At 60.0% G+C, this 14,673-nt stretch carries 16 protein-coding genes; 6 read left to right on the top strand and 10 right to left on the bottom strand.

The window, feature by feature from the left end; translation table 11 throughout:
* Positions 1-7: 7 nt before the first annotated feature.
* Together HBR93_RS02870 and HBR93_RS02875 are read right to left on the bottom strand one after the other, a co-directional pair.
* Complete coding sequence (locus HBR93_RS02870) at positions 8-538, bottom strand: ankyrin repeat domain-containing protein (protein ID WP_169959797.1); 531 nt, start codon at positions 536-538, stop codon at positions 8-10.
* A 78-nt stretch (positions 539-616) separates the two neighbouring features.
* Positions 617-2,158 carry a catalase gene (locus HBR93_RS02875; RefSeq protein ID WP_169959798.1) on the bottom strand — a complete coding sequence of 514 codons (1,542 nt, stop codon included), beginning with the start codon at positions 2,156-2,158 and terminating at the stop codon, positions 617-619.
* A gap of 287 nt (positions 2,159-2,445) precedes the next feature.
* Here HBR93_RS02875 and mscL point away from each other — a divergent pair, with 287 nt between their 5' ends.
* On the top strand, positions 2,446-2,862 hold the full coding sequence (gene mscL / locus HBR93_RS02880) for a large-conductance mechanosensitive channel protein MscL (protein ID WP_057441140.1): 417 nt from the start codon (positions 2,446-2,448) through the stop codon (positions 2,860-2,862).
* Positions 2,863-2,918: 56 nt separating this feature from the next.
* On the opposite strand, the gene HBR93_RS02885 is transcribed toward mscL, so the two are convergent.
* Entirely contained in the window at positions 2,919-3,695 is a 777-nt protein-coding gene (locus HBR93_RS02885) for a ferredoxin--NADP reductase (RefSeq protein WP_057441142.1), read from the bottom strand.
* 456 nt (positions 3,696-4,151) lie between these two features.
* On the opposite strand from HBR93_RS02885, the gene HBR93_RS02890 reads away from it, so the two are divergent.
* On the top strand, positions 4,152-4,862 hold the full coding sequence (locus HBR93_RS02890) for a LuxR family transcriptional regulator (protein WP_057441143.1): 711 nt from the start codon (positions 4,152-4,154) through the stop codon (positions 4,860-4,862).
* A gap of 176 nt (positions 4,863-5,038) precedes the next feature.
* Positions 5,039-6,163, top strand: coding sequence for a class I SAM-dependent methyltransferase (locus HBR93_RS02895; protein ID WP_057958377.1), 1,125 nt, complete (start codon positions 5,039-5,041; stop codon positions 6,161-6,163).
* A 50-nt stretch (positions 6,164-6,213) separates the two neighbouring features.
* Here HBR93_RS02895 and HBR93_RS02900 read toward each other — a convergent pair whose 3' ends face one another.
* Genes HBR93_RS02900 through HBR93_RS02910 form a run of 3 tightly spaced genes read right to left on the bottom strand, consistent with a single transcriptional unit; the run spans position 6,214 to position 8,844 of the window.
* Complete coding sequence (locus HBR93_RS02900; protein WP_081044180.1) at positions 6,214-6,381, bottom strand: DUF2474 domain-containing protein; 168 nt, start codon at positions 6,379-6,381, stop codon at positions 6,214-6,216.
* 12 nt (positions 6,382-6,393) lie between these two features.
* Positions 6,394-7,401: a cytochrome d ubiquinol oxidase subunit II gene (gene cydB, locus HBR93_RS02905; RefSeq protein ID WP_057958376.1), complete on the bottom strand. Its 1,008-nt coding sequence runs from the start codon at positions 7,399-7,401 to the stop codon at positions 6,394-6,396.
* A gap of 3 nt (positions 7,402-7,404) precedes the next feature.
* Positions 7,405-8,844 (bottom strand): cytochrome ubiquinol oxidase subunit I, encoded by a 1,440-nt coding sequence (locus HBR93_RS02910; RefSeq protein ID WP_057444394.1) that lies wholly within the window; start codon positions 8,842-8,844, stop codon positions 7,405-7,407.
* A gap of 343 nt (positions 8,845-9,187) precedes the next feature.
* On the opposite strand from HBR93_RS02910, the gene HBR93_RS02915 reads away from it, so the two are divergent.
* Positions 9,188-10,420, top strand: coding sequence for an MFS transporter (locus HBR93_RS02915; RefSeq protein ID WP_169959799.1), 1,233 nt, complete (start codon positions 9,188-9,190; stop codon positions 10,418-10,420).
* 14 nt (positions 10,421-10,434) lie between these two features.
* Here HBR93_RS02915 and HBR93_RS02920 read toward each other — a convergent pair whose 3' ends face one another.
* On the bottom strand, positions 10,435-10,881 hold the full coding sequence (locus HBR93_RS02920) for a DUF4879 domain-containing protein (protein WP_057441146.1): 447 nt from the start codon (positions 10,879-10,881) through the stop codon (positions 10,435-10,437).
* Positions 10,882-11,092: 211 nt separating this feature from the next.
* Between HBR93_RS02920 and HBR93_RS02925 the strand changes: the two genes are divergently transcribed.
* Complete coding sequence (locus HBR93_RS02925) at positions 11,093-12,388, top strand: NCS2 family permease (protein ID WP_032861840.1); 1,296 nt, start codon at positions 11,093-11,095, stop codon at positions 12,386-12,388.
* Positions 12,385-13,464 carry a tRNA (uridine(54)-C5)-methyltransferase TrmA gene (gene trmA / locus HBR93_RS02930; RefSeq protein WP_128592783.1) on the top strand — a complete coding sequence of 360 codons (1,080 nt, stop codon included), beginning with the start codon at positions 12,385-12,387 and terminating at the stop codon, positions 13,462-13,464. The genes HBR93_RS02925 and trmA overlap by 4 nt, the downstream gene beginning before the upstream one ends.
* Positions 13,465-13,543: 79 nt before the next feature.
* On the opposite strand, the gene HBR93_RS02935 is transcribed toward trmA, so the two are convergent.
* From HBR93_RS02935 to HBR93_RS02945, 3 genes are all read right to left on the bottom strand, one after another.
* Positions 13,544-13,981, bottom strand: coding sequence for a DUF2442 domain-containing protein (locus tag HBR93_RS02935; RefSeq protein ID WP_057441148.1), 438 nt, complete (start codon positions 13,979-13,981; stop codon positions 13,544-13,546).
* Complete coding sequence (locus HBR93_RS02940; protein ID WP_115129051.1) at positions 13,978-14,406, bottom strand: DUF4160 domain-containing protein; 429 nt, start codon at positions 14,404-14,406, stop codon at positions 13,978-13,980. The genes HBR93_RS02935 and HBR93_RS02940 overlap by 4 nt, the downstream gene beginning before the upstream one ends.
* A gap of 89 nt (positions 14,407-14,495) precedes the next feature.
* Positions 14,496-14,651, bottom strand: a complete 156-nt coding sequence (locus HBR93_RS02945; RefSeq protein WP_169959800.1) for a hypothetical protein — start codon at positions 14,649-14,651, stop codon at positions 14,496-14,498.
* Positions 14,652-14,673: the final 22 nt, after the last annotated feature.

Below are 14,673 nucleotides of genomic sequence, written 5' to 3' on the forward strand. Positions count from 1 at the left end.
TGATAGCTCAGCGTGGCGCTGCGGTACGGATTTCACCGTTGGCCAATCGTGTAGCGCTGTTGCCCAGCGGGTCTTCGGCATTCAGGTCGGCGCCCTGGGCCTTGAGCGCATCGAGCAGTTCGACGCGCTTGAACAGCCCGGCATACATGGCCGCCGTCTGTCCGGCGCCGTTGCGTTGGTCGGGGTTGCAGGCGGTGCCCAGCAAACGCCGGGCAATGCGCAACTCGCCCTTGAAGATAGCGCCCATCAGCGCCGTATTGCCGCGTTTATCCTGCACACAGGCATCGGCACCGGCTGCCAGCAGTTGCTCCACGGCCGGTTCGTGCCCGTGATAGGCGCTGAGGATCAGCGCGGTGTAGCCCTTGTCATCGACGGTATTCAGGGAATAGCCGGATTCGATAAAAGTCTTGAGCATTTCCACGTCGCCACGTCGGGCAGCGTCGAAGTAGTAATCCTGTAACTGCGCCTTGAGGGCCAGCGGGTCGGCGAACACACTCAAGGACCAGCAGGCCAGTAGTGCCCCTATAAAGCTACGCATCATCAACATCCTCTGCAGGTCCCTGTAGGAGCGAGCTTGAACTGGCGGCGACAAGCTCGTTCCTACAGGAGGGGTGGATTAGTCAGTCAGCTTTTCAGCCAGTGCCTTGACCCGCGCCAGATCGCCCTTGGCCACTTTGGCCACGCCCGTGCCGTACTCCGGGTCGGCCTTGTAGAGGAATGACAGGATGATGTGCTTGCTGACGTCATCCGTGGTTGCCAGGGAGCCACCGAAGTTTTCGATCAAGTCCTGGCGCTCTTTCTTGCTGTAGGAACGATACAAGTCGCCCGCCTGCTTGAAGTTCTGCTCGCGCTGGATTTTCGCCTGCTGGGTGCTGCCGGCCAGGGGCATCTGGCTGTAACGCGCACTTTGCGGCTCTTCCCGCGGCATCAGGCGGCTTGGCTGGTAGTTCACGCCCGTGCTGGTCTTGCCAAAGTTCATCGCACCATCCTGGTTGCCGTTATTGACGCTGACCCGTGGAGCGTTGATCGGCAGTTGCAGGGCATTGGCGCCCAGACGGTACATTTGCGTATCGGCATAGGAGAACACCCGACCTTGTAACAAGCGGTCCTCCGACGGTTCGATACCTGGTACCAGGTTGGCCGGGGCCATGGCCACTTGCTCGGTTTCCTGGAAGACATTGGCCGGATTACGGTTCAGCACCATTTGCCCGACTTTGCGCTCGGGAACATCGGGCCAGATCTTGGTGGCATCCAGGGGGTCGAAATCAAACTTGGCCAGTTCCTCAGGCTTGAGCACTTGCACATACAGGTCCCACTTGGGGAAGTCGCCCTTGTTGATGTGAGTAACCAAGTCGTTGGTCATATGGCTGTAATCACGCCCTTGCACTTGCACGACCTCCTTGGGGTCCAGGTTCTTGATGCCTTGCAAGCTCTTCCAGTGAAACTTGACGTAGTGCACTTCACCCTTGGCATTGATCAACTTGTAGGCATGTACGCCATTGCCGTCCATCTCCCGGTAACTGGCCGGTGTACCGGAGTCCGAGTACAACTCGGTGAGCGTGCGGGTGGACTCTGGAACATGGGAGAAGAAGTCGAAACGACGGGAGTCGTCATCCAGGTTAGTGCGCGGGTCGGGCTTGAAGGCATGCACCATGTCCGGGAACTTGATGGCATCGCGGATAAAGAACGTCGGGAAGTTATTGCCGACCAGGTCCCAGTTACCTTCGGCGGTATAGAACTTGGTGGCGAAGCCGCGCGGGTCGCGCAGGGTTTCCGGGGAGTGGTTGCCATGGACGACGGCAGAGAAACGCACAAACACCGGCGTGGCCTCACCGGCGGCAAACACTTTGGCCTTGGTCAGGTCGCTGAGGTTGTCGGTGACGGTGAAGGTGCCGTGGGCGCCGGTGCCGCGGGCATGCACCACGCGCTCGGGGATACGCTCACGATCAAAACGCTGCAGTTTCTGGATCAGTTGCACATCCTGCAGCAAGACCGGGCCGTTTGCGCCGGCGGTCTGCGAGTTCTGGTTATCGCCCACCGCTGCACCATTATCGCGGGTCAGGTTGGCGGCACTGACGGCTAACGACAACAGGCTGGTACTGGCAATCAAAAGCACATTGCGCGCAGCAATAGACCTGCGACTAATAAGGTTTTTCATCATGCAATCCTCTGGTTTTTTTAATGCACTTTTATGGGTGCTTGCCAGAGGCTAGTGATGCTGACGCCAGAAGATAAATAGAAAACCCACACCATCACGATTAAAAAAATAGTGTGGTAAGGCCCTGAAATAACGGGTATTTCGCGCGCGACTGATGGCACTTTGCAAACTATTTGCGTTTTAATGTGTCGATTACAACGAACAGTGTTAACCGTTGTGTCGAGCAAGCTCTTGCAGACTGATTTACACTGAGTTCCTCTCCTCTCAACTGTAACAAGGAATAACCTATGGGCGTGATCAGTGAGTTCAAGGCCTTCGCGGTCAAAGGTAATGTGGTCGACATGGCGGTCGGTATTATCATCGGCGCCGCCTTCGGCAAAATTGTTTCGTCCTTTGTAGGCGACGTGGTGATGCCGCCTATCGGTCTGCTGATCGGCGGTGTGGACTTCGGTGATCTGGCAGTAACGCTCAAGGCGGCCCAGGGCGATATTCCGGCGGTGGTCCTGGCCTACGGCAAATTCATCCAGAGCATCATCGACTTCGTGATCGTCGCGTTCGCGATCTTCATGGGCGTCAAGGCCATCAACCGCCTCAAGCGTGAAGAAGCGGCTGCGCCAAGCCTGCCACCGGTGCCCACCAAGGAAGAGGAATTGCTGGGGGAGATCCGCGATCTGCTCAAGGCCCAGAACAACAAGCCGCTGTAGCCGATCCGCAATACCTGTCAGCTACTAAAAAGGCGCCTCTCACCGGGCGCCTTTTTTTACCAGTAGTTTTCTACCGCCACCTGCCCTGGCCGACGCGTCAGGCTTAACTGCATATCGCGTTGCTTGAGCAATTGCCGGGTGTCATCAATCATCTGCGGGTTGCCGCAAATCATCACCCGCGAATGTTCCGGTGTCAGCGCCACGCCCGCCGCGCGTTCCAATTCGCCATTTTCGATCAGGGTGGTGATACGCCCATTCAATGCCCCTGGGTGCTGCTCCCGGGTGACGATGGGCAGGTAGGTGAGTTTATGGGCGTGTTCGCTCAGGTACTCACGCTCAGCCAGTTCCTTGATAAGGGTCTGGTAAGCCAGCTCCCTGGCTTCCCTGGCGCTATAGACCAGGATGATGCGCTCGAATTTTTCCCAGACTTCAAAGTCCTGCAGGATCGACAGAAACGGCGCAATCCCGGTGCCCGTGCCCAGCAGCCACAAGTCGCGGCCATCGACAAAGCGGTTCAGGGTCAAGAAACCCGTGGCCTGTCGCTCCACCAGCAGCTCATCACCCACCCGCAGGCGGCTCAACTCACTGGTGAACTCACCGCCCGGCACCACAATCGAGAAAAACTCGAGGAACTCGTCGAAGGGCGACGACACCACCGAATAGGCACGCCACACCAGGCTTCCATCGGGCTTGGTCACACCCAGGCGCACAAACTGCCCGGCGACAAAGCGAAAACCCGCGTCGCGAGTGGTCCGCAGGGTAAACAGGCTGGGGGTCAACGACTGCACATCAAGCAAGGTCTGGCGTGTGAATTTTTCCGCACTGGCCGTCATGGGGGGCTCCGGTCTACAGGTAACCCCTAGTGTGGCCCAAAGCGGAGCCTGGAAACACCGCTGGTTTGTAGTGACATCCATCCAGGTGATTTATCCGCGCAGAAAAGCCGAACGCCCTACGCTTGATTATGAAAAAACAGAGCAATAGCAATATGATTTCAACTAAAAACATTTAGCTATTACCTTCTCCCCACAGGCGCTGCTTCCCACTAACAATCATCGGTGCCACGCCACCAGGCTTTTCGGCAAGCCAATGAAAAATAAGTATTAAATCTGAATCACGGCCACCACCCGCCACGTCTTACAAGGCGCGAGGAAGATTATTAACAATAAGAAACGCCCTGCTAAGTGCGAAAATTCCCACCCCAGTTTTGCATGCTGTCCTACACTCGATTCGGTGACGCTATGAGGACGTGCGTCGCAAACAATCAGCGTGAAACTCAGGGAGTGTTACCGATGGTCAACTGGCGAAACACACGATTACCCAAACTTGAAGGTGAAGATGAGGTAACGACGATGTTTGAAGCCGCTCTGAACATTACCTATGAGCTAGGTTTTGAATATTGCGGTTTTATCATGGGCTCCAATGCTCTCTACCGCCCTAACAGAAGTATCCATCTCAACAACTATCCGGATGAATGGAACAAAATCTACAAAACAGAAAACTACTTTGAAATCGACCCTTTGGTTGTTCACTGTAAGCGCGATGTGCTGCCGCTTGTATGGGAAGAGAAAACCTTTTCCGCAGTACCTGACATGTGGGCTCACGTACAAGCCCAAGGCCTGAATTTCGGCTGGGCCCAGTCGGTGCACGATTTCCGGGGCTTCTTCAGTATGATCAACCTGGGACGACGCAAGGGGCCGGTGCAGGCCCATGAGCTCTATGAAAAAGCGGGCCAGGTTCTGTGGATATGCCATGCCTTGCATGCCGTGGCGGCGCAAACCTACAGCCTGGGGCCGACTTTCCAGTGCCCCACCAAACTCACCAGCCGCGAGACAGAGATCCTGCAATGGTCGGCACTGGGCAAAACTGCGGCTGATATCGCCACAATTCTCTGCCTATCGGAACGTACCGTCGGTTTTCACATCAGCAGTGCGATGAGGAAGCTGGGGGTCAGCAATAAAATCGCCGCCGTAATCAGCGCCGTGAGAAACGGTCTTTTTTAAGCGCAACCGGCTCAAATCCTCTTGAAAACACCGAATGTAATCCCGGAGAAAAAAACGTAACATTTACGGCCAGTTCTGAGTGATGACGCCGCTCGTCAAAGCCCGCGTCGCAGTCCACTCAGAAGGTTCCTCGCCTAGCCTGGAACACCCGTCGATTATCCAGAGTTTCCCCCGCCATGCCCCTGCTCGATAGCCCCTTCGCCCAACTCGACCTGATCCGCCAGCCCGAGCAGCCAAACGAACCGCTGCAAGCCTTCGATGCGGCTGACGAGTATCTGCTCGCCTACCTGGCCGAGCAGCAACCGGCCAGCAGCACCCGCGTGCTGGTGCTCAATGACAGCTTTGGCGCGCTGGCGGCCAGCCTTGAAGGGCAGATGCGTGTCACCACCAGTGGTGATTCGTTTCTAGGCACCCAGGCGTTGCAAAAAAACCTGGTGCGCAACCACAAGACCTTCGATGCCGTGTCGTTCGTGCCTGCCAGCCAGGTGCCGAGCGGGCCCTTCGACCGCGTGCTGATCCGGGTGCCGAAAACCCTGGCGCTGCTGGAAGAACAACTGATCCGCCTGCAAGGCCAACTGGCGCCCGGCGCCGAAGTGATCGCAGGCGCCATGGTCAAGCATCTGCCCCGCGCCGCCGGTGAACTGCTGGAGCGCTACATCGGGCCGATGCACGCGTCGCTGGCAGTGAAAAAGGCCCGGTTGCTGATTGCCACCCTGGCTGATCGGCCCCGGGTGGTCTCGCCCTACCCCACGCGTTATCGCCTGGACGCGCCGGCCATCGAGCTGCTCAACCACGCCAATGTGTTCTGCCGTGAAGGCCTGGACATCGGCACCCGTGCCTTTCTGCCGCACCTGCCATCCAACCTGGGCAGCGCCCGCGTGGCGGACCTGGGTTGCGGCAATGGGGTCCTGGCCATCGCCAGTGCCCTGCAAAACCCCGAGGCGCAGTACACCTTGGTGGACGAATCCTATATGGCTGTGCAATCGGCCGCCGAGAACTGGCGCGCGGCGCTGGGTGAGCGGCCAGTGACGATTCGCCCCGGCGACGGCCTGGCGGACCAGGAGCCGCAATCGTTGGACGTGGTGCTGTGCAACCCACCGTTCCACCAGCAACAGGTGGTGGGGGACTTCCTCGCCTGGCGCATGTTCCAGCAGGCCCGCGAGGCACTGGTGGTGGGCGGCGCCTTGTATATCGTCGGCAACCGTCACCTGGGTTATCACAGCAAGCTGGCGCGGCTGTTCCGTGGTGTGGAGCAGGTCGCGGCGACGCCCAAGTTCGTGATCCTCAAGGCACGCAAGTAAACCCAGGCAAAAAAAACCCTCCGTGAGGAGGGTCATAAAGGTGCGGGATGTCAGTGGGTGCTCAGGCCCGCGGCGTTCATGAACATGCGCATCAGGCTGGCCACCACGAACAGGGCCAGGACGCTGCCGGTCCAGATCATCGCCAGCCAGCCCAGGCGCTGCCACAGCGGCTTTTTCTCGGCCTGTTCGATCTCGTCCAGTGAAGGTTTACCGGTCATGGTCCAAGCCTCCTAGTGATAGCCGTCTTCATGGGTCACCTTGCCGCGGAACACGTAGTAGCTCCAGAAGGTGTAACCCAGGATGAACGGGATGATGAACAGCGTGCCCACCAGCATAAAGCCCTGGCTCTGTGGCGGCGCGGCAGCCTCCCAGATCGAGACCGACGGCGGGATGATGTTCGGCCACAGGCTGATGCCCAGGCCGCTGTAGCCCAGGAAGATCAACACCAGCGTCAACAGGAACGGCGCGTAATGGGCGTTGCGGGCCACGGCACGCACCAGCGCATACATGGTCACCAACACCAGGATCGGCACCGGCAGGAACCAGAACAGGTTCGGCAGGGTGAACCAGCGCGAGGCGATGTCCGGGTGGGCCAGGGGCGTCCAGATGCTGACAATGCCAATCACCGCCAACACCACGAACGCCAGGGGCCGCGCCAGGTTGTGCATCTGCTCCTGCAACTTGCCTTCGGTCTTCATGATCAGCCAGGTGCAGCCCAGCAGCGCATACGCCACGATCAGGGCCACGCCGCAGAACAGGGCAAACGGCGAGAGCCAGTCCAATGAGCCGCCGGCGAACTGGCGGTCAACCACCGGAATGCCTTCAATGAATGCCCCCAGTGCCACGCCCTGAAAGAAAGTCGCCGCCAGCGAGCCGCCGATAAACGCCTTGTCCCATAGGTGGCGTTTGTCATCCTTGGCCTTGAAACGGAACTCAAAAGCCACACCACGGAAGATCAGCCCGATCAGCATCAGGATCAGCGGCAGGTACAGCGCCGAGAGCACCACCGAGTAGGCCAGCGGGAACGCGCCGAACAACGCCGCGCCCCCCAGCACCAGCCAGGTCTCGTTGCCGTCCCACACCGGGGCGACGGTGTTCATCATTACGTCACGGTCGGTCTTGCCCGGGATAAACGGGAAGAGAATGCCGATCCCCAGGTCAAAACCGTCCATGACCACGTACATCATGATGCCGAAGATGATGATCACGGCCCAGATCAGCGGAAGATCAATACCCATGACTCAATTCCCCTTGTTCAGAGTGTCGCCGTGATCGGCGTCGCCGCTGTCATCGGCCGCCGACAATGGGCGCGCCGGGGTGCGTTGCTGCCCGGGGCCGCCGTGGGCAGGTTCGGTGCTTTCGTGGGTGACCGGGCCTTTGCGCACCAGGCGCATCATGTAGCCCAGGCCGGCACCGAACAGAGCGAAATACACCACCACAAACAGGGCCAGGGTGATGCTCATCTGCACAAAGCTGTGGTTGGAAGAGGCGTCCGCCGTGCGCATCAAGCCGTAGACCACCCAGGGCTGGCGCCCGATTTCGGTGGTGAACCAGCCGGCCAGGATCGCAATCAACCCCGACGGGCCCATCCACAGCGCCAGGTACAGGAACGGTTTGTTGGTGTACAGCCTGTCGCCCTTGCGCAGCCAGAGGCTGAACAGGCCGGTGAAGATCATCAACAGGCCCAGGCCGACCATGATGCGGAACGACCAGAACACGATGGTCGAGTTGGCGCGATCCTCAGGCGGGAACTCCTTGAGGGCCGGCACTTGCTTGTCCAGGGAGTGGGTAAGGATCAGGCTGCCCAGGTAGGGGATTTCCACTTTGTACTTGGTGCGCTCTTCCTTCATGTCCGGCCAGCCGAAGAGGATCAGCGGGGTCGGCTCGTTACCGACGTTTTCCCAGTGCCCTTCAATCGCCGCAATTTTCGCCGGCTGGTGCTTGAGGGTGTTGAGGCCGTGGAAGTCACCGATCACCGCCTGGATCGGCGCAACGATCAAGGCCATCCACATCGCCATCGACAACATGGTGCGGATCGCCGGGTTGTCCTTGCCCCGCAGCAGGTGCCAGGCCGCCGAAGAGCCGACGAAGAACGCGGTGGCGACAAACGCTGCCGTGGCCATGTGGGCCAGGCGATAGGGGAACGAAGGGTTGAAAATCACCGCCATCCAGTCGGTTGGAATCACCTGACCATTGACGATTTCAAAACCTTGGGGGGTCTGCATCCAACTGTTGGAGGCCAGGATCCAGAAGGTCGAGATCAACGTACCGACGGCCACCATCACCGTGGCAAAGAAGTGCAGCTTGCGCCCGACCTTGTTCCAGCCGAACAGCATCACCCCAAGAAAGCCGGCTTCGAGGAAGAACGCGGTGAGTACTTCATAGGTCAGCAAGGGCCCCGTGACGGAGCCGGCGAAGTCCGAGAAACGACTCCAGTTGGTACCGAACTGATAGGCCATGACCAGGCCCGAGACCACCCCCATGCCGAAGTTGACGGCAAAGATCTTCGACCAGAAATGGTAGAGGTCACGGTAGGTATCGTTGTGGGTCTTGAGCCACAGACCTTCCAGCACCGCAAGGTAACTGGCCAGGCCAATGGTGATGGCCGGGAACAGGATATGGAACGAGATGGTGAATGCGAATTGAATTCGGGCGAGATCTAGCGCCTCCAAACCGAACATAAGTCTTCCTCTGTCAGGTAATACCGGCTGCTGGCTGGGGGCCTGCACCCACTGCCCCCACGGATATGGAGTGTGGCGAATTGCAATTCGTTCTTTTTTTACCAACCACGTAGGGATTCTGGCCTGTTGGCCGCCACACCAGCGCTGCAATCAGCATTGATCTGGATCAAGCATCGATGAAAGAGTAGTCCCATTTTCCAGGTTGGACTGTGTGGTCTTTTGCCGCGTGACAGGTTGACTCAGCGAAATAGATGTCTTGCTAAGGATATTTCTTTTCCAGCAACTATTTGTTACAGCTTGATGCTAATCTCGGCGCTTCCCAGGTTCAGTCCAGTCCTTGCCGATGCCCAGTGAAACCCCGCTGCTGTTACGTCATCACCGCCCTTTCATCGCGTTCTGGCTGGCGCGGATTTTTACCGCCAGCGGCTTCCAGATGCTCACCGTGGCCATCGGCTGGAACCTCTACCAACTGACTGGCAATGTGCTGGACCTGGGGCTGGTGGGTCTGGTGGAATTTTTGCCGCGGGTGCTGTTTATGCTGCACACCGGGCATGTGGCGGACCGTTATGAACGGCGCAAAGTCGCTGCCATTTGCCAGACGTTGCAAGCATTGATTGCTCTGGCGCTGGTGATTGGCAGCCTGACGGACAATGTCACCCGCGAGATGATTTTTATCCTCGCCTTCCTGCTGGGCTCTGCCCGCTCCTTCGAAATGCCCACTACCCAGGCCCTGCTGCCGAGCATCGTGCCCAGCGCCCTGTTCCCTCGGGCAGTGGCGGCGGCGCAGTCGGCCCAGCAATCGGCAACCATCGTCGCGCCGGCCCTGGGCGGCCTGCTTTATGCCTTCGGCAGCGCCTGGGTGTATGGCCCGACGGTGCTGCTGTATCTGATTGCCTGCATGCTGACCCTCAACCTCCCCGCGCGGCAGACCCCGCTGAACAAGGGCAAGGCCACCCTCGACTCGCTGCTCGCCGGGATTCGTTTTATCCGCAGCCGGCCGGACATCCTCGGGGCAATTTCCCTGGACCTGTTTGCCGTGTTGTTGGGCGGCGCCACGGCGTTGCTGCCGGTGTTTGCCAAGGACATCCTGTTGACCGGCCCCTGGGGCCTGGGGCTGCTGCGCTCGGCTCCGGCAGTCGGCGCGCTGTTGATGTCATTGTGGCTGGCACGGTTTGCCGTGGACCGGCGTGTGGGCCGGGTGATGTTTACCGCGGTCGGCGTGTTTGGCGTGGCGACCATTGCCTTTGGCCTGTCCACCTCGTTCTGGTTCTCCCTGGCGGTGCTGGTGGTGCTGGGGGCGGCGGACATGATCAGCATGGTGATCCGTGCCTCATTCGTACAGCTGGAAACCCCCGATGAAATGCGCGGGCGGGTCAGCGCGGTCAATGGGCTGTTTATTGGCGCGTCCAATCAGTTGGGCGAATTTGAGTCCGGCGTCACGGCCCACTGGCTGGGCACGGTACCCGCCGTGGTGCTGGGCGGGGTCGGGACGCTGGTGGTGACCGGGGTGTGGATCAAGCTGTTCCCGACCCTGGCCAATCGGGACCGCATGCATGTGCCGGCCGAAGCGCCCTGAACCTGCAGGAGCCATCACTGGATGCGTAACTGAGTCACCAGGGTATTGCGGGGCGCGTTGATCGACGTGTTGCTGTACTCGAACCAGCCTGCGGCGCGGATATCCACGTCAAATACATAGATGTAGCCCATCAATGTACCAGCGCCATTGCAGGCCTGGCTGACGGAGCCGACCTGGCAAATCGCCGTCTTTTGTCCCGCAAGCCGCGCCCCATCAAAGGTCGCGATGGAATTATTGCCCAGCCCCACTTCCATCACCGAGACCCGCGTCGCCCCCCGGTGCTGGCACTGCCGGGTACGGTCGGCGCCCTCGGCGATGGACTCGCTGCAGCCCTGGGACTGCACCTGGAACACCCGCACTTCGCTCAAGGCCGGTGCAGGCGCGCCCCACGCCGGTGCCGCCGCCAGCCACAGGCCGAGACAGGCGAACGGAGCTAGACTCCACGCGATGGCTTTTTTCATGCTCTGGATGACCCTGGACTGAACGTCGACGGAGTATGCCTCAAGGCCACACTCAACAAAACCGAGGCCGGGCGCCACAGGTCGTCGACCTGCTGGTATGATGCGCCGCTTTTTCCGATCCTCTGTAGAAAACACGCGGCGCTTGGCGCAGTTTGTGCTTTGACTTTGAGGTCAACAAATCACGGCGCCGAATGCGCCACAGGGAGCAGGCATGCTGGAAAAGCTGTTTCAACTCAAGGCACACAACACTAACGTGCGTACCGAGATTCTGGCCGGTATCACGACATTCCTGGCCATGGCCTACATCCTGTTCGTCAACCCGAGCATTCTCGGCGAGACCGGCATGGACAAGGGCGCGCTGTTTGTCGCCACCTGCCTGGCAGCGGCCATCGGCTCGACGATCATGGGTCTGATCGCCAACTACCCGATTGCCCTGGCACCGGGCATGGGCCTGAACGCCTTCTTTACCTACACCGTGGTCCTGCACCTGGGCCATACCTGGCAAGTGGCGCTGGGTGCGGTATTTATCTCTGCCGTGCTGTTTTTCCTGCTGTCGATCTTCCGCATCCGCGAATGGATCATCAATGCCATCCCCCTGCCCCTGCGTTCGGCGATTGCTGCCGGTATCGGCCTGTTCCTGGCGCTGATCGCCCTGCATAACGCCGGGATCGTGGTCAGCAACCCGGCGACCATGCTGGGCATGGGCGACCTGGCGAAGCCGGCACCGATCCTCGCTACCCTGGGTTTCTTCCTGATCGTGGCCCTGGAAGCGCTAAAAGTGCGCGGTGCAGTGCTGATCGGCATCCTCGCGGTGACCATCGCCGCCATCGCGCTGGGCGTCACCCCCTTTGGCGGCGTGGTATCAATGCCACCTTCCCTGGCCCCGACCTTCCTGCAACTGGATATCGCCGGCGCCCTGGACGTGGGCTTGATCAGCGTGATCTTCGCCTTCCTGTTCGTGGACCTGTTCGACAACTCCGGCACCCTGATCGGCGTTGCCAAGCGCGCCGGCCTGATGGGCAAGGACGGTCACATGCCGAAAATGGGCCGCGCCCTGATCGCCGACAGTACCGCGGCCATGGCCGGCTCGCTGCTGGGTACCTCGACCACCACCAGCTACATCGAGTCGGCTGCTGGCGTGAGTGCAGGTGGCCGCACCGGGCTGACCGCCATCGTCGTGGCAATCCTGTTCCTGCTGGCACTGTTCTTCTCGCCGCTGGCGGCCAGCGTCCCGGCGTTTGCCACCGCCCCCGCGCTGCTGTTTGTCGCGGTGCTGATGACCTCGGGCCTGGCGGAAATCGACTGGGACGACATCACCGTTGCAGCGCCCGTGGTAATCACCGCCCTGGCGATGCCCTTCACTTACTCCATCGCCAACGGCATCGCCTTCGGCTTCATCGCCTGGACCGGTATCAAGCTGCTTACGGGCCGCTACCGTGAACTCAACCCAGCGCTGGTGATCCTGTCGATTCTGTTCGTGATCAAGCTAGGCTGGTTCCCCGCATGACTTTTGACGCAGCAAGTTACGCCCTGCAACTGCAAGAAAAGGTCACGCGCTTGCGTGACCTGCTCGCGCCGTTCGACGCGCCCGAGCCGCAGGTGTTCGATTCGCCCCTGCAGAACTTCCGCCTGCGCGCCGAGTTTCGCCTGTGGCGCGAAGGGGGTCAGCGCCATTACGCGATGTTCTCCCAGGATGACAAGCGCACGCCGATCCTGATCGAAGAATTCCCCATCGCCAGCTTGCGGATCAACCAGTTGATGCCGCAACTCAAGGCCGCCTGGCAAGCCAGCGCTGCCCTGAGCCACAAACTGTTCCAGGTGGAGTTCCTCACCACCCTGGCCGGCGACGCGATGATCACGCTGTGCTATCACCGCCCGCTGGACGAGCATTGGCACACGGCGGCCAACAAACTGGCTGCCGACCTGAACGTCAGCATCATCGGCCGCTCCAAGGGCAAGCGCGATGTGATCGGCCACGACTACGTGGTCGAGAAACTCGATGTCGGCGGTCGCACCTTCAGCTATCGCCAGCCCGAAGGTGCCTTCACCCAGCCCAACGGCACGGTGAACCAGAAGATGCTCAACTGGGCCTATGGGGCCCTCGGCGATCGCAGCGATGACCTGCTGGAGCTGTATTGCGGCAACGGCAACTTCACCCTGCCCCTGGCCACCCGCGTGCGCAAAGTGCTGGCCACCGAGATCAGCAAGACCTCGGTCAACGCCGCCCTGAGCAACCTCGATGAAAACGCGGTGGATAACGTCACCCTGGTGCGCCTGTCCGCTGAAGAACTGACCCAAGCCCTGAACGAAGTGCGGCCGTTCCGACGCCTGCACGGTATCGACCTCAAGAGCTACGCGTTCGGCAGCGTCTTCGTCGACCCGCCCCGCGCAGGCATGGACCCGGACACCTGCGAATTGACCCGGCGCTTCGAGAACATCCTGTACATCTCCTGCAACCCGGAGACGCTGGCGGCGAACATCGCGCAACTGCACGACACGCACCGCATTACCCAGTGTGCAATGTTTGACCAGTTCCCGTGGACCCACCATATGGAATCAGGCGTGCTGCTGACCCGGCGCTAACCCTCGGCCCCGGCACACCTAGAAAAATGTGGGAGTGGGCTTGCCCGCTCCCACATAAGCCCACTCCCCCGGCTGTGCATCATTCCTCCTTGCGTGGCCGCCCGCCCTTCTTGCCATTAGCACGGGCGGCTGCGGACTTGGCGGCGCTGGTTTTACGGCCGTTGCGCGATGCCACCATGCTCGCCGCCAGGTCCATCAGGGGCTGACTCGTAGCGACCAGGCCAGTGATGGAAACATGCAGATCACGAGCTTCACAGCACAGTGCCTTGCCGCCAAAACCGACCTCCAGCGCCTGGAAGTCCTGCGCAGAAAAACCTTCGAATTCAGAGAGACCGGCCACCGGCAACAGGATGCGGCTGCCGTCGCCGAAGCCGATGGAAATGCAGTCGTCCTGGTAGCGCACGGAGCTGGCATTGGCGTACACCCGCTTGAGCTTGCGCCCACGGGCCACGGCCTTATCAACATCGGCCTCAGTGATCGGTGCATCAGGCCGGACTTTGGCTTTTACAGTTTTCATAACTCAATCTCCACGGATCCTGGCGCCCTCACCAGGTTCAAGATGGTTCGCCGCCCCGCCACATCGTGCCGGGCCCTGGCGATCACGTAGACACCTCGCCGGATGACCAACCCCGGCACGACCTCGTCGGCCTCCCAATCCCAGGAATGGTTCTCCAGGCAGACCGTTTGCAGCTTCTCCCACCAGATCCTTTGTGCCCGCGCCAGATAATGCGGCTGCATCAAGGTCTGGCGAATGCCTTCCAGAATGCGAGTGGGTGGTCGCCGCCGCTCGGGATCCACATCCCACAACGCCACGTCCCCATCCAGGAAACTGAAGCGAAAACGCGCATCCCAGTCCTTGCCCATGACATGTACGTGCGGCGGGCAATGCTCATCCCTGAGCAACACTGCAATCACATATCCCTTGTAAGTGCCTACTTTCATCGTAACCCATCCGTTAGGTTATTTGTCGCCGACCAACGCTTTATCCAGCCCCAGCCGACAGCCGGCCTCTTCAAATTGCCAGAGCTGCCTCACAGACTAGTAACGACTGGCACCGCTTCAAATGCCGGGTTGTAACCGCAGATGCCCAGGCGGTCGTCGTTGAAAAACAGCCCCTCCTTGAACACATTGACGCCCATCTCCCAATCCCGCGACTCTTCAGCCTTGGGATACGGGCTGGGAAACACCCGCTCTGTCGAGTTGCCGCCA

Origin of the sequence: Pseudomonas sp. WS 5411, from assembly GCF_012985595.1 — a bacterium.
GTDB lineage: Bacteria > Pseudomonadota > Gammaproteobacteria > Pseudomonadales > Pseudomonadaceae > Aquipseudomonas > Aquipseudomonas shahriarae.

Excerpts from the sequence above, each read along its gene's own strand:
- HBR93_RS02870 (WP_169959797.1), bottom strand. The coding sequence starts at position 538 with ATGCGTAGCTTTATAGGGGCACTACTGGCCTGCTGGTCCTTGAGTGTG.
- HBR93_RS02875 (WP_169959798.1), bottom strand. The coding sequence starts at position 2,158 with ATGAAAAACCTTATTAGTCGCAGGTCTATTGCTGCGCGCAATGTGCTT.
- mscL (WP_057441140.1), top strand. The coding sequence starts at position 2,446 with ATGGGCGTGATCAGTGAGTTCAAGGCCTTCGCGGTCAAAGGTAATGTG.
- HBR93_RS02885 (WP_057441142.1), bottom strand. The coding sequence starts at position 3,695 with ATGACGGCCAGTGCGGAAAAATTCACACGCCAGACCTTGCTTGATGTG.
- HBR93_RS02890 (WP_057441143.1), top strand. The coding sequence starts at position 4,152 with ATGGTCAACTGGCGAAACACACGATTACCCAAACTTGAAGGTGAAGAT.
- HBR93_RS02895 (WP_057958377.1), top strand. The coding sequence starts at position 5,039 with ATGCCCCTGCTCGATAGCCCCTTCGCCCAACTCGACCTGATCCGCCAG.
- HBR93_RS02900 (WP_081044180.1), bottom strand. The coding sequence starts at position 6,381 with ATGACCGGTAAACCTTCACTGGACGAGATCGAACAGGCCGAGAAAAAG.
- cydB (WP_057958376.1), bottom strand. The coding sequence starts at position 7,401 with ATGGGTATTGATCTTCCGCTGATCTGGGCCGTGATCATCATCTTCGGC.
- HBR93_RS02910 (WP_057444394.1), bottom strand. The coding sequence starts at position 8,844 with ATGTTCGGTTTGGAGGCGCTAGATCTCGCCCGAATTCAATTCGCATTC.
- HBR93_RS02915 (WP_169959799.1), top strand. The coding sequence starts at position 9,188 with ATGCCCAGTGAAACCCCGCTGCTGTTACGTCATCACCGCCCTTTCATC.
- HBR93_RS02920 (WP_057441146.1), bottom strand. The coding sequence starts at position 10,881 with ATGAAAAAAGCCATCGCGTGGAGTCTAGCTCCGTTCGCCTGTCTCGGC.
- HBR93_RS02925 (WP_032861840.1), top strand. The coding sequence starts at position 11,093 with ATGCTGGAAAAGCTGTTTCAACTCAAGGCACACAACACTAACGTGCGT.
- trmA (WP_128592783.1), top strand. The coding sequence starts at position 12,385 with ATGACTTTTGACGCAGCAAGTTACGCCCTGCAACTGCAAGAAAAGGTC.
- HBR93_RS02935 (WP_057441148.1), bottom strand. The coding sequence starts at position 13,981 with ATGAAAACTGTAAAAGCCAAAGTCCGGCCTGATGCACCGATCACTGAG.
- HBR93_RS02940 (WP_115129051.1), bottom strand. The coding sequence starts at position 14,406 with ATGAAAGTAGGCACTTACAAGGGATATGTGATTGCAGTGTTGCTCAGG.